This window comes from Ruminococcus albus 7 = DSM 20455 (assembly GCF_000179635.2).
In the GTDB taxonomy this organism is placed as follows: Bacteria; Bacillota; Clostridia; order Oscillospirales; family Ruminococcaceae; genus Hominimerdicola; species Hominimerdicola alba.
Map to the genome: position 1 here is coordinate 598323 of NC_014833.1, position 13870 is coordinate 612192.

Genomic DNA, 13870 nt, shown 5'->3' on the forward strand with positions numbered 1-13870 from the left:
TTTTTGGTGTTGTACGCACAATGTGGTGCGGTTCAGTATGACCTATTGGCGTTTAATTTTTACAGTTAATTAAACAGGTTCAAATCTCCATCAAAAGTTTCACCGTTAAAGATACTTCCCTGGAATATGATATTCTTAGCAATGATCCTTCCGTGAATATTGAAGTTGTTTGATTCGATCCTTACTGTTCCGTTAGGAGCATAGATGATACCCTTGATATCCACATCAGTTGACCTGATAGTTATATCTTTTTCACTGCAAATAAGGATACCTTCATCGGATGATGAAGCAAAGCAGTTGCTGGGATCAATGATCAGGGATTTACTGCTGAATATATCAGAGTCAGCTACAACACTGTTTCCGTAGATCCTGAATTCATTTTCGTTCTCACTTGTCCAGCCGTTTTCAATGCTGAGTATTGTTTCCTCTAATCTCGATTTAATTACACTCAGTACATCAGGGAATTCAATAAACTCAGAAGTGATCGGATCATTTTCAAGCAGTGTCTGCCAAGTATTGAACTGTGCTCCTGATACTGATGAACAATCACCTTCGACTGTAATAATAGAGCAGTTTGCTTCAACATTGGAATTTGAGTGCATACTGCCGTATACATTCATAAGCCAGCCGTTCATCTGAATACCCTTTATTGACGCATCATCATTCATAGAAAACAGAACGTCGTCTCCCATAAATGAGAAATCAAAGCCGTCAAGCATAAAGCCATCGCCCGGTAATTCAATTGTCTGACCGTTCTCTGTTGTTACTTCATAAGTGATAAGGTATTCCTTACCGCCTCTTGAAGTGAAATCATTTGCAGGAACAACACTGAATGAATCAGTATTGTTTTCTCCGATAGAGAGATCGATAACTTCTTCTCTTTCATAAACTACCTTTTCGTGTGCTGCGTCAATGATCCTGATATTGATCTTTCCATTTTCAATATCATATCTTCCGATGTTCTCGATATATCTGGTTATATCAATATTCTCATCAGCCTTAAACAGCTTGCCTGATGTATTCAGATAACCTGTCAGCTCATACTGTGGCAATTCATGATGCATCACTTCGATAACGGCCTGGCTTTCAGACACCAATACGTCACCATCGTATACATTGGAAATTATAGTATACTGTCCTTCGGGCTGATCTGCAACATTCCATATCTCTGAAACTTCGACATAGCTCTTTGTCATGATCTCGCTGAGTGTTTTGGTGTATTCTGTGATCACATTGCCCTCAGGATCTGTGATCGTAATAACATTTGTAAGTCCCTTTGCGGCTCTTATATCTGAATTGTTATGGATCCTGTCGAAGATCTTTACGTCTTCATATTCGTAGTATGCTTCTTTATCAGTTGTGACCTGATTGGTGATCTTTCCTTCAGAGCCAATAACAGGGAGTGTTATCTTATCAAGTGTCTTGACTCTTGCGATGTTGTTTTCATCAGTATAATCAAGTCTGATGTTCTTTAAAAGTATAGCATCAATGCCTGATGTCAGATCATCAAGATCAATCGGTACTACAAAGCTGAGAGTTTCACCTTCGTGAAGTTCATCATACTGCTGAACAAAAGATGAACCGTCAGGAAGTTCACCGGTTATAGCAAGGTCTGTTGCAATAACAGCATCAGCATCCGGAATACGTTTAGCTTCTTCTGTATCAATGATATTGTTCTTAATGGTATTGACAGCTGTTTTATCTGTATACTCATAGAAAGAAGCATTATCAGGGATAAGCTGAGCTATACTCTGGTACTGTTCCGTAGAGTCTTCATCGCCAAGTCCGATAAATGTTATTTTCTTATCAACTATCTTCTGTGCAACATTTTTCTGAACTTCCTCATCATCAAGATCTTCGATAGGCGTATCGCTAAGACTTATAACATATCTGCTGTTGTCACTTTCAAAATTGTAATTGTCGAGAATATTCAGGAGCTTTTCGCCCTTGATGGTCTGCATAGTGATGTTGGCAAACGTGAAATATGATCTCTGACTGCAGCAATGACTTGCATGGCTTGTGATCGGTCCATAGCCATTGCCGTGGATATTAGGAAGCTCTGCGTTATCTATTACAATGTCACCGCCATCCCAGAGGGAAACAGTGTCGCTGTTTGCAATGATCTTAATGTGATGTTCCGCATAAACATCCTTAAACTGGAATTTGCTGATCTCTTTTCCGGCATATCCTCTGTTTCTGAAAGAATCGAGATTCATCTCATCTAATTCATATAATCTCAATCCATCCCGCATTATGAGAACATAATATCCGCTGATCGTGTTTGCTTCAGCATCTATAGTAGTATTAAAGAGGAATCCACCTCCGTTCATACTATGCCAGTCAGTCTTATCACGCTGAATATCGAACGTAAATATCTTCTGAGAATCATTCTTATCGGGAACAAACAGGAAATCCTTATATGGGTCATACCTATATCCAAGCATCTGAATATTTGTATTATCAGATACTATATGTTTTGTATATCCTGACTGCGTATCATATCCCGGGTGATCATATTCTATCCATTCATGAGCGTCTTTCGCAGAAAGGAATGATGTTGAAACATTGCTGAGATGTGGAATAAGTTATATTATCATCCGAAACATCGTTAAAAGGAAGATCATCAGCCAGTGAAACATAGGGCTTTTCAGGATTGATCAAAGCGGAAATATCTGCCATTACTGTTTCATAATTTTCAACAGTAACATTTGACAGCAATTCTTCAAGATCATTGTAACCCGAGATAACAGTGTCCCGATATTCAGAAAAATCAGCTGAACCATCATCAGTATCACTTAATTCTTCAGTTGTCCGAGCTTTGAGGTCTGAGATCTGTTTGCTGAAATCAGCAACGCTTTTCTCTAGGGCAACACCGCACAAATGACCTCTAAAGCAAGACATACCCCAAACAGATATGCCTGCCCAAGATCCTGTTCGCAGGGCGCACTTTATCAAGCCAGCAAGTTTTCTTGTCAGCCAGATAAAGATTCGCCAGCGCGAATATCATATTAAATTTGGCTTGTTGTTTTCGCAAGCCACGGTACCGCGTTCGTCGGAATCGGAACAGTCGCTTCACAACTCCGAAAACGTGCTCGACCTTTGAACGTACTGTGGACTTCGCAAACTCTTCTATCTCAAAACCAACTGATCATTAGGCTCCAGTTTCTTCTTTGCACCGCGCCGGCGGTTGATGTGATACTCCCGCCCCTCTTTTTGCTTTTCCTCCGATATATGCTCCTCAACATTCAGATATCCCGAATCTCCGTATATTTCATCTTCATCGCCATCGATCACGTCATCGACGGCTTCCGTATCGTGTACATTTGCAGCGGTCGCCTTGACGTGGTGAACAAGGCCGGTGTCCTTATCGACACCGATATGCGCCTTGTATCCGAAATACCATTGATTGCCTTTCTTGACAGAATGCGCATCGGGGTCGCGCTGCCTGTCAGCATTTTTGTGGAGGAGGGCGCGGCAATAAGTGTCGAATCGACGATAGTACCTTTCTTCAGGATGAGATGATTCTTATCCAGGATGCTGATGACCTGCGCGAATATCTGCTCTTGGATATTGTTGTCGATAAGCAGCTGTCTGAATCGGCCGATAGTATCGCCGTTGGGAACATCATCGGGAGATGATACGCCGCAGAAATCAGAGAAAGAGCGGCTGTCGAGTATCTCATACATAACGGCCATATCTGCGAGGTCATAGAAATTCTGGAGAATATGGATCCTGAGCATCAGCTCGATTGGGTATGGCTTCTGTCCGACTTTCCCTTCATAATAAATCGGAGATATTATAGAAACCCAGTCTTGCCAAGGGATCAGAGAATCCATTTTCTCAAGGAACTGTTTTTTGTTGGTCTTTGCACTCTGGAAGGCATCGCCGAAGAGTGAGGTTTGAAGATTGCTTTTCATACTTTTATTATATCATTTTTGGGCTGCTGCGCAAGTTGTGCGGTGTTGCCCTAGTTCCTCACTTGACTCCACGTTCTCCGGCATATTAGCAAATGCTTCGACCAGTGATTGACTCGCTTTGCCCATATATGTCGTATTCTCTGCCAACACAAGTTCACTAACATCTTTGAGTTCCGTATTTGGGAACAAGTCTGTACTGTAATCAAGTGTTTGGGTCAACAAATCAGTTGACTTGGGTTTGCTCTTCTCTGCGACGATCGGAGCATAGTTATCTCCGACCACATAAACGCAGGTCATTGTTATGGCTAGTACCATAGCAATCAACTTATTTGTTGGTTTGCGCTTGGGTATTGTGTTCATTAACACGACTCCTTTCATAGTATGTAAATCCATTAGATTTACAAAAAATATACATTCATTATTATATGGCATTAAGTTTATAGATGTCAAGCTTTGAACCGATTTTTTAATCATAATCATGGAAGATAACAATAATCATATAAAACAGATAAATAATATAGCTATTTTAGTAAATTCCAAAAAACATAAGATATTGAATGTTGTCCAATAAAATGCATTAAAGAGGTTTGTTTATCATTACATTAAATTTTACAAGCAATAATGCAATTAACTCAAAATAAAACTGACTACGCTTGATGAAATGCTTCCCTTTTGTTAGACAATGTGGTATAATAGAGATATACCAATTTGAAATCTAACGAAATGGGGCATTTTTATGCCTAAAGGAAAACCAAACAAGAGATACACACCGGAGTTCAAGATAATGGTTGTGGAAACAATGCATAATGAAAAGTTAAGTTACAAAGAAGCTGCTCGCCAATTTGATGTCTCATTTGATACAGTAGTATCAAAATGGGAGCGCATCTATCTTGAAGAAGGTAAAGAAGGATTTTATGTTGAACGTCGTGGGCGCAAATCAACAGGTCGTCCTCCAAAAATGAAAAAAGAAGTCGAAGAAGACCTCATAGCCGAGGTTCAGCGTCTTCGTGCGGAGAATGCATACTTAAAAAAATGAATGCCTTGGTTGCCGAGAGGGTACGGCAAGAGAGAAAGCAAAAGTGATATGGGAACTGAGGCATGAATTCAAGATAGGTCTGCTCATTGATGTTGCCGGAATCCCTCGCAGTACCTATTACTATTACAGCAAGCAATTCAATGATCCGAAACCGGATAAGTATGCAGCGATCAAGGAGGATATACGCAGGATATATGATGAAAGAAAAGGACGCTATGGCTATCGCAAGATAACGAAAGAACTGAGAAAAACGCATAGGATAAACCACAAGACAGTTCAGCGATTAATGCGTAAAATTGGTATATTCTGCCGCGTTCGCATGAAAAAATACAACTCATTCAGGGGGGAAGTCGGCAGAATAGCACCAAATCTTCTGGTACGTGATTTCAAAGCGGATAAGCCAAATCAGAAATGGGTCACAGATGTGACAGAGTTTGCTCTGTTTGGTATCAAGCTGTATCTGTCGCCGATCATTGATCTTTTCAACGGCGAAGTTGTGTCCTACAACCTGAATTACCACCCTAATTTGAATCAAGTGACCGATATGTTGAATAAAGCATTTGCAAATATACCGGAAAACACCGGACTCATTTTGCATTCGAATCAGGGCTGGCAGTATCAGCACAAGCAGTACCAGAAAATGCTCAAAGATAAAGGCATAAGACAAAGTATGTCACGAAAGGGAAACTGTCTCGACAACGCTTGTGCAGAAAACTTCTTTGGATTGCTGAAAACAGAACTTCTCTACTTACAGGAATTCTCATCTGTTGAGCACTTCATTTCAGAACTACATTCATACATCGCTTGGTACAACACAAAGCGCATCAAGCTTAAGCTTGATGGTATGTCACCTGTTGAATACAGGCTCAACGTTGCATGAAAAAAGCGACCAAGATTTCTCTTAGTCGCTTTGCATAAGTTTTCTTTGAAAAGTTTGTCTAACTTTTTGGGGTCAGTTCAATTTTGAGTCACAGCGTCCGTTTTTGTTTTAATTTCAGATACGATCCTAGTTTCAAATTCAAAATGGATCAATTTGGATAGTCCAATTTGCTTCGTGGAGTACTTGGAGTTTATTATACTTCATTAAGGTAATGGTTTAGGTAGTGAAGGCCAGTACTCGTATAGTGCTACTATTGATACAGGAAAAGTAATTGGTACTAAAGGAGAAACGCATATTAGATTAATTTATGATGACTTTGATCAAGTCTGGACTGTCTTTCCGTGCAAAATTCCATAAAATAGGTGATATTATGACGATTGAAAATATAATGAAAAAATATGATAGTATGACAATAAATAAATTTAAGGATTTTTTATTTATTGATGTAGGTGATATTGATGATGTTGATATCATTGTTGGATTTATAAAGGCGAATGATGAAACAAAAATACAGGAATATTCTGATATGATCTGCAACGATAGCGGTTATAAAGGTATTTTTTTAGATGGAAATCAGTATATAATTTCAAACGATAAAAATGAAGTTCATATCATAGATACAATTGCGGCTGAATATGCAAAAAATTCATTAATCGAGATGGTTTTTGAAATTGATGAATTTATATTCCTTATTCGCCATAAAAAAGAATATATGGAATGGTTCAACAAAAGATAGCGATAATGATAGAATGTGGATAGAAAGAGGATTCGATGACTATAAAAACTATGAGTAAAAAGAAAAAATATATAATAATATTGGCAGTTGTTGTTCTGATTGTAAGCATTGTTAAATATATTTTATATCATGGTTATCCCTTTAACACACCACAGATAATTTACAATGCTGTCCAAATAAACAGACCTCAAAACTCAGAAAATATAGTATAATAGTGACAGAAACCGAAAGGAGCTGTCGCTATGTCAAAAAGATTTCCGAAACCTGAGATCACACTTGATGGGATATACTCAAAGTTCGCAGATGAAAGCTTTTGCAAGGATTTTGTGCTTGATATCCGCTTTGAAAAGGGCTTTGCCTGCCCGTTTTGCGGTGGCTCTGAGTACCGCAGGATAAGGTCACGCCATCTGCTGCGCTGCAAGTTCTGTAAAGCAGATATATCCGCCACAAACGGAACTTTTATGCACAGAACACATATTCCGCTGAGGCTGTGGATAATCACCGCATTCCTCATTATGAGCAACAAATGCAGCGTTTCTGCTGTTACGCTGATGAGGTCTTTGGGAGTGACCTACAAGACAGCCTGGTACATCCTTCATCGCATCAGAAAAGCTATGAAATGTCGTGAAGAACGCTATTTGCTCGACGGGATCGTTGAACTTGATGACACGTATCTCGGTGCTCCGACTCACGGTAAAAAGCGCGGCAGAGGTACTGAAAAAGTCAAGATGATCGTAGCTTTATCGAAGAACGCAGCAGGAAATCCCGAGTACGTTAAAATGAGCGATGTGCCGAATTTAAAGGGTATAACTGTTGGTAGATTTGCCAGGGATAATATCCGCGCAGGCTCGAAGATCGAGAGTGATAATGCTCGGAGTTACAAGAAACCGTTGGCACAGAAATACTTCCATGTTTTTGAAACATATGATCCGACAAGCGGTCAGCTGAACTGGATGCATAAAGTTATATCAAACTTCAAAGCAATGATCATGGGAACTTACCACGGAAACGAAAAGATCCACACAGCGTTATATGCTGCCGAATACTGCTACAAATTCAACCGTCGTAAGCTGGGAAACAGTGCGTATTTAAGGCTTTTGGCTGCTTTGGTGCAGTGATCTTACTTGTGGTGTGTTAAAGGGATAACCATATTTTATATTATTCTTCTATAGAACAGAAAATGATCAGGAGTTACAATAATAACAGCGAATTGTATGCTAAGCTCGTTGATGACTTAAACGATTATCATAATAACGTTGATAATGATGTTTCGAGAATAGAATTCGGATGGGATCCGAAAGATAAACAGTCAAATGTCATAATGCGTAAAGATTTTGTGCATAAGATCCCAATAGAAAAAAACATATACGATGACTTGGAACTTGCATTGAATACGATCAAAACTTCTGAAAAAATGTATATCAAGGCATTATTTGATAGTGAACGAGTCACAACAATAGAAATACATATTACAAATTCCCAATATAGAGATGGAGCAGATATAGTAATCTATACTGATGAATTGATATATTCTGTTATTCCTGTTGAAAATTTGAACAAAACAATTGCTAAATCAAAACCAATTGATGAAAACTGGTATTTTGTCAGAGAAAAAGGTAGTGTGGGTTAATTGATAATAAAACTGTAATAATTAACATTGATCCTAGTTTGGATAATGTTGAATTTGGTCAACTTATCGATTATTATATAGGTGATGATTTGAAAGGGTTTAAGGAGCTTATTACTATACAACAAGGAGAGTGGTAAAGTGGATTTTTATGAAATAATTCCAGGTAAAAGTGTTGGCAGATACAGTATAGGTGCAAACTACGATAGTATTATTGAACATCTTCGTACTGAAAAAATACCATATAAAACAACCGATAATAATTATGTAAAAAAAATAATCACAGCTGATATTGTTTTCTGGTTTAAAGATAAAGTACTGATCCAAATAATGGTATATAATGATTTTAAAGGTAAAGTAAAAGGAAAGGTCGGTATTGGCTCTTATCTAAGTGATGTTGAAAAGTTCATAGGGAGACCGGAAGAAGATGGACAAAATATCGAAACAATCTACATAATAAAAGATCTTCCAGGCATTTGTTTTGAATTACAGGATAATGATATTGATGAAGAGTGGAATGAAAATACAGCACCAATAGAAACAATCAGTGTGTTTAAATAATAGATGATCGGTACGATTAAAATTATTTATTCTGTAATGTGGACAGGGAAAAAACGCACAAAATCTTGGATAGGCAGGAGTCAGGCGGCGTGATGAGCCAGCCCATTTGAAGTTCTTAGTGCCACAGGTTGGAGGCCGCCTTCATTGAAGCTGTTGATCCTTTGTGTGTTGTAGTAGCCGAAGATGTATCGGAAGATGACAGTTTTGACTTCTTCACGTTTCAGTTTGTAGGTCGGGATCAGATACAGCTTTTCTTTTTTCAGCGTGGCAAAGAAACTCTCCATACGGGCATTATCATAGCAATGAGCAGTGCCGCTGAGGCTCTGAATGAGCCCATTTGTTACAATTTCCCGGCAAAAAGCGTAGCTTGTGTACTGGCAGCCACGGTCACTGTGGAGGACAGTTCCTTCGAGCCTGCCGTACTTTTCGCGAATTGGTGAATTTATGCGGAATCATGATAATATCACGTACAATTTTCTTATATAATTATATTATAGCAAAGCCAATGATTGTATATCAATGATAGGCTTTTAGCTTGAAAACGATAAGAAAAGGTGATAGCATGAAAATCGTAGTACATTATCCCACTTCGGCTGAGGGTATCAGGCAGCTTCAAACGACTGTTGCCGAGTGCCACGCTAAGATTATCACGGCTCACATTGATGCACTGCCTGTTTCAAAAGAAAAGAAGAAAGAACTGCTTGATATGGTGATAGAAAATATCGCATCGCAGAAAAACGATTGACCGCAAAGACCTCTCCGGACATTCAGAGAGGTCTTTATATTTGGCACTTGACACCTGCTAATAATGATGATATAATATCCATAACGATATATAACTATTACAAATATAACGAAAGGAACAATAATATGCCCGATAACAGAAAATACGCAATTTACAGCCGCAAATCCAAATTCACCGGCAAAGGTGAGAGCATTGAAAACCAGATTGAGATATGCAGGCGGGCGTTGAAAAGCAAATATGATGTAGTTGATGAGGACATTGTGGAGTTCGAGGATGAGGGCTTTTCGGGTGGCAACACCAAGCGCCCGAAATTTCAGGAGATGATGGAGCGCTGCCGCAATGGTGAGTTTCAGTTGGTTATTTGCTACCGTCTTGACAGAATAAGCCGCAACACATCGGACTTTGTGAACACCTATGAGGAGCTGAAAGAACACAGCGTTTGTTTTCGTTCGGTCAGCGACAACATTGATGATACCTCGCCTATGGGCAGGGCTATGATGATGATAAGCTCGGTTTTTGCACAGTTGGAGCGTGACATTATTGCAGAGAGAATAACCGACAATATGCATGAGCTTGCCAAGTCGGGACGGTGGTTGGGCGGCAATCCGCCAACGGGTTACAGGAGTGCCGAGACCGTGGGCAGTATTACGGTTGATGGCAAGATACATAAGGCGAGAATGCTGGAGAAAAATCTCGAAGAGGCAGAGCTTGTCGGGCTGGTGTTCACTAAGTTTGTTGAACTGCGTTCTATTACTAAGGTGGAGACCTATCTGCTCAATAATGATTTCAAGTCGAAAAAGGGCAACACGCTTTCGAGGTTTGCCATTAAGACTATTCTGCAAAACCCTGTGTATGCCATTGCTGACGAGGATACATGGGTATATTTGAACGAAAAAGATATGCAGTTGTACGGTTCGCGCGATGACTTTGACGGCATTCACGGTATTATGGCGTACAACAAGACCATACAGAAAAAGGGAAGGTCAATGAAGCAGAAAGCTCCAAGCGAGTGGATAGTGGCTGTTGGCAAGCACGAGGGCATTATCGAGGGCAAACGCTGGGTAGAGGTACAGCATCTGCTTGAAAAGAACAGGGACAAGGCATACCGAAAGCCCAAGAGCAATACTGCACTTCTGTCGGGACTGCTGTTTTGTGCGTGCTGTGGAAGCTTTATGCGCCCAAAGCTTTCATCAAGGGTCAACAAGCAGGGCGAGAAGGTATATGATTACCTTTGCGAGCTCAAAGAAAGAAGTCACGGTCTCAAGTGTGATAATAAGCGAATTAACGGCAACGAGCTTGACCGTCAGATATGCGATGAGATAAAGCACCTGGGCGAGGACGATTCGGGGCTGATGAAGCTGCTAAGAAATTCACAGAAGAGTTTGAATGAGACATTCGCTGATTCGCAGGCAGAAATCGACAGGCTGACTGAAAAGAAAAAGCAGTATGAAGCCGAGCGCACAAATCTTGTTAAGGCTTTGACTTTGGCAGGCGAAACTATGGCTGCTGAGGACATCATCTCGCAAATAAACGATCTGCACACTAAGACTTCCGAGCTTGAAATGCAGATATCCGAGCACCGCAGGCTTATGGAAAACAGCGACATCACCGACGAGCAGTATCAAAGCCTTGCGGATATGCTGTCGTCATTTGCTAAAACTATTGACACATTAGATGTTATGAAAAAGCGTGATGTTATACGCTGCTTCGTGCGTCGTGTTGAGTGGGACGGCGAGAATATCCACCTGTATCTTATGGGTGCAGAAAGCGGGGGTACTGATGTGCTGCATTCAGAGCCGAAGTGCGAGTGTAGCAAATGAGATACTTATGCATTTTCGTTCGCTGAAAAAGACGGCTAATGATGTATCTATGGAAGAACCTTCACATTCCGACAAAGACGGCAGCAGCCTTAGTCTTATGGATATGATTGCCGATAGTGAGGACGTTGCGGAGCGTATAGAACTTCTTGTACGTGCGGAACAGATGTATATTGATCTGGATAAGTGCCTTGATGATCGTGAGAGGGAGATAATCGTTATGAGGTACGGGCTTTTCGGCAAGCCTGCCCTTACTCAGCGGGAGGCGGCTAAAAAGCTGGGGATATCCAGGTCGTATGTATCGCGGATAGAAAAGAGAGCTCTGGAGAAGCTGAGAAAGGAACTTGGGTGAAGTATGGTATATAAAATATTGGACGCTGTGAGCTGACAGATGAGATTATGGATCTGAATAAGAAAGAATTGCGGTTGGGATCAAAGTTTTCGATTTCAAACAAATATGTAGCGGGTTGTATATGTAAATATACAGCCCCGAAGCGATGTCAGGTCGCTTCGGGGCTGTGGTTTTATATGGGACATTTTATATTATACTCAGCTAAAATTTTAGAAACCGTGTCCATCTGATCTATTTCACGTTTTATGAATACCATAACAACGATGAAAGCTATAAGATCGGAAAGAGGAGCGGCTGCCATTATGCCGTTTAATCCGAAGAAGTGGGAGAGTATCAGCACCAGGGGTATAAGGAACAGCACCTGTCTTGTGAGTGAAAGAACTGCACCTTTTATTGGCTTGCCGATAGCTGCGAAGAAATTGGAGGATATCATCTGAACACCTGTAAGCGGCAGCAGCAGCAGGAAAGTCCTCATGAACTTTACTGCGAAATCGAAGTAAAGAGCAGTTTCCTGGTTATCTGACGAATCGAAGAGCGAAAGCACCTGCTTCGGGAAAACCTGGAATATTGCAAAAGCAATTATCGTAATTACAAGTTCGCACTTTATGGCAAGCTTGTACACGCGCTTTACGCGTTCGTACTGCCTTGCGCTGTAATTGAAGCCAACGATAGGCTGCATACCCTGCAATATACCGATTATAATCGCCAGTACGATGGAATTGACCTTCATTACGATGGTGCTGGCGGCAAGGGGAATATCCGAGCCATAGGGCGAAAGTTCGCCGTATTTTGTCAGTGAGCGGTTCATGACTATCTGTACAAGTGTGAGAGCTATCTGTGTAAGACCGTTGCTCATGCCCATTGTCAGGGTGGTCAGCATCTCACGTAAACTCAGCCTTATGTGTTCGCGGCGGAGAGTTATGCGCTTCAGCTTTTTAAGGTATGTAAGGGCGAATAAGCCCGATACCACCTGTCCTATGACTGTTGCCCAAGCAGCGCCCGATACTCCCCAGTCAAATTTGAATATGAATATAGGGTCGAGTACGGTATTTATCACTGCACCGATTATCATGGTTATCATGGAATAGCGTGGACTGCCGTCGGCACGCGCGAGGTTGCTCATACAGTTCATCACAACGATGAAAGGCATACCCAGAGCGGTTATCTTAGTGTAATCGTAGGCGTATGGGTATACATATTTGGTTGCACCGAAAGCCATAAGCATAGGGTGGAGAAACAGCTCCGTTACTACTGTCAGCAGTATACCGAAGCCTATCATCATGCATAACGAACATCCGACTGTACTTGCGGCTTTCTCTTCTTCATGCTTGCCGAGATACAGCGAATATCTTGAAGCTGTACCTATGCCGATAGCGAGGGTTATAGCCATACATATGGTAGTCAGCGGGAAAGCCACGCCTGTTGCGGCATTTCCAAGCGGTCCCACGCCCTTGCCTATGAATATCTGGTCAACCACATTGTACAGCGAGCTTACCAGCATGGCTATAACGCTGGGCAGTGCGAATTTACACAGCAGCATCGGTATTTTTTGGTACCCCAAAGGGTTCTTTTCTCTTACTTCATTCAACTTTCCTTACCTCTTTTACATTTTTTTCAAAACATTAACTATTATACTCCTTTCTGCGTAATTTGTCAAATCTTTTTTCTTATACGCTTACAAAAATATGAATGAAAAGGTGTATCAGAACGTTAATTGACATATACCGTCGCAAACTATACCTATATAGTGTGCGTTAGCCTTGACTAATGTACGCCTCCGTGTTATAATGATACTGTTGATATTAATAGTATAAGGCACAGTATCGTGCCTTTATAAAACATAATATTTTTCACGGTGACTGACACCGATAGAAAGGAAGATAGCTATGCAGACAAGAGTAGCGGTTATTTCTATCATTATTGAAGACGTCAGCTCTGTGGAAAGCATAAATTCCATACTGCACGAGTTCGGTGAATTCATATTCGGCAGGATGGGAGTGCCATACCGTGCCAAGGGCGTTAACATAATAAGTATCGCCATTGATGCACCGCAGGATAAGATAAATACCCTTGCGGGCAAGATAGGCAGATTAAACGGTGTTACTGCCAAGACGGTATATTCAACGGTCTGACCCGGGATAAACGGGAAAGACCCCTTACAAAAAATATAAGCATAGGTTTCCTCCTGATGCCGAAAAT

Annotated in this window: 16 protein-coding genes and 1 pseudogene; 11 read left to right on the forward strand and 6 right to left on the reverse strand. The window is 40.8% G+C overall.

What is annotated here, in order from left to right:
• Positions 1 to 65: 65 nt before the first annotated feature.
• The 4 genes and pseudogenes from RUMAL_RS02685 to RUMAL_RS02700 all read right to left on the reverse strand — a co-directional run bounded on the left by RUMAL_RS02685 (position 66) and on the right by RUMAL_RS02700 (position 4277).
• A complete protein-coding gene (locus tag RUMAL_RS02685) occupies positions 66 to 2444 on the reverse strand; it encodes a hypothetical protein (protein WP_013497269.1) in 2379 nt (792 codons plus the stop codon).
• An 82-nt stretch (positions 2445 to 2526) separates the two neighbouring features.
• Positions 2527 to 2901, reverse strand: a complete 375-nt coding sequence (locus RUMAL_RS02690; RefSeq protein ID WP_154662912.1) for a hypothetical protein — start codon at positions 2899 to 2901, stop codon at positions 2527 to 2529.
• A gap of 67 nt (positions 2902 to 2968) precedes the next feature.
• Positions 2969 to 3917 (reverse strand): annotated as a pseudogene (locus RUMAL_RS02695) (IS5 family transposase); the annotation flags it as partial.
• Positions 3918 to 3929: 12 nt separating this feature from the next.
• Entirely contained in the window at positions 3930 to 4277 is a 348-nt protein-coding gene (locus RUMAL_RS02700; protein WP_013497271.1) for a hypothetical protein, read from the reverse strand.
• Positions 4278 to 4653: 376 nt separating this feature from the next.
• On the opposite strand from RUMAL_RS02700, the gene RUMAL_RS02705 reads away from it, so the two are divergent.
• From RUMAL_RS02705 to RUMAL_RS02730, 6 genes are all read left to right on the forward strand, one after another.
• Entirely contained in the window at positions 4654 to 4953 is a 300-nt protein-coding gene (locus RUMAL_RS02705; protein ID WP_080557241.1) for a helix-turn-helix domain-containing protein, read from the forward strand.
• A 43-nt stretch (positions 4954 to 4996) separates the two neighbouring features.
• Positions 4997 to 5833, forward strand: coding sequence for an IS3 family transposase (locus RUMAL_RS02710; protein WP_013497272.1), 837 nt, complete (start codon positions 4997 to 4999; stop codon positions 5831 to 5833).
• A 370-nt stretch (positions 5834 to 6203) separates the two neighbouring features.
• Entirely contained in the window at positions 6204 to 6569 is a 366-nt protein-coding gene (locus RUMAL_RS02715; protein WP_242843396.1) for a hypothetical protein, read from the forward strand.
• Between the two features lie 242 nt (positions 6570 to 6811).
• Complete coding sequence (locus RUMAL_RS02720) at positions 6812 to 7687, forward strand: IS1595 family transposase (RefSeq protein WP_013497275.1); 876 nt, start codon at positions 6812 to 6814, stop codon at positions 7685 to 7687.
• A gap of 62 nt (positions 7688 to 7749) precedes the next feature.
• Positions 7750 to 8199 (forward strand): hypothetical protein, encoded by a 450-nt coding sequence (locus RUMAL_RS02725; RefSeq protein WP_013497276.1) that lies wholly within the window; start codon positions 7750 to 7752, stop codon positions 8197 to 8199.
• Positions 8200 to 8337: 138 nt separating this feature from the next.
• A complete protein-coding gene (locus RUMAL_RS02730; protein ID WP_013497277.1) occupies positions 8338 to 8757 on the forward strand; it encodes a hypothetical protein in 420 nt (139 codons plus the stop codon).
• An 80-nt stretch (positions 8758 to 8837) separates the two neighbouring features.
• Here RUMAL_RS02730 and RUMAL_RS22900 read toward each other — a convergent pair whose 3' ends face one another.
• Positions 8838 to 8981: a hypothetical protein gene (locus RUMAL_RS22900; RefSeq protein ID WP_419247550.1), complete on the reverse strand. Its 144-nt coding sequence runs from the start codon at positions 8979 to 8981 to the stop codon at positions 8838 to 8840.
• Here RUMAL_RS22900 and RUMAL_RS22320 point away from each other — a divergent pair.
• The 4 genes from RUMAL_RS22320 (at position 8919) to RUMAL_RS02750 (ending at position 11671) form a co-directional block, all read left to right on the forward strand.
• Positions 8919 to 9197 (forward strand): hypothetical protein, encoded by a 279-nt coding sequence (locus tag RUMAL_RS22320; protein ID WP_028504478.1) that lies wholly within the window; start codon positions 8919 to 8921, stop codon positions 9195 to 9197. The genes RUMAL_RS22900 and RUMAL_RS22320 overlap by 63 nt on opposite strands.
• A 122-nt stretch (positions 9198 to 9319) precedes the next feature.
• Positions 9320 to 9502, forward strand: coding sequence for a hypothetical protein (locus tag RUMAL_RS02740; RefSeq protein WP_013497278.1), 183 nt, complete (start codon positions 9320 to 9322; stop codon positions 9500 to 9502).
• On the forward strand, positions 9499 to 11322 hold the full coding sequence (locus RUMAL_RS02745) for a recombinase family protein (RefSeq protein WP_242843397.1): 1824 nt from the start codon (positions 9499 to 9501) through the stop codon (positions 11320 to 11322). Before RUMAL_RS02740 ends, RUMAL_RS02745 begins: the two co-directional genes overlap by 4 nt.
• Positions 11282 to 11671 (forward strand): sigma-70 family RNA polymerase sigma factor, encoded by a 390-nt coding sequence (locus RUMAL_RS02750; RefSeq protein WP_013497280.1) that lies wholly within the window; start codon positions 11282 to 11284, stop codon positions 11669 to 11671. Before RUMAL_RS02745 ends, RUMAL_RS02750 begins: the two co-directional genes overlap by 41 nt.
• Before the next feature lie 172 nt (positions 11672 to 11843).
• Here the strand turns inward: RUMAL_RS02750 and RUMAL_RS02755 are convergent, their stop codons facing one another.
• The gene (locus RUMAL_RS02755; RefSeq protein WP_013497281.1) at positions 11844 to 13259 is read right to left on the reverse strand and encodes an MATE family efflux transporter; all 1416 of its coding nucleotides are present in this window, start codon (positions 13257 to 13259) and stop codon (positions 11844 to 11846) included.
• A 298-nt stretch (positions 13260 to 13557) separates the two neighbouring features.
• On the opposite strand from RUMAL_RS02755, the gene RUMAL_RS02760 reads away from it, so the two are divergent.
• The gene (locus RUMAL_RS02760; protein WP_013497282.1) at positions 13558 to 13803 is read left to right on the forward strand and encodes a TM1266 family iron-only hydrogenase system putative regulator; all 246 of its coding nucleotides are present in this window, start codon (positions 13558 to 13560) and stop codon (positions 13801 to 13803) included.
• Positions 13804 to 13870: the final 67 nt, after the last annotated feature.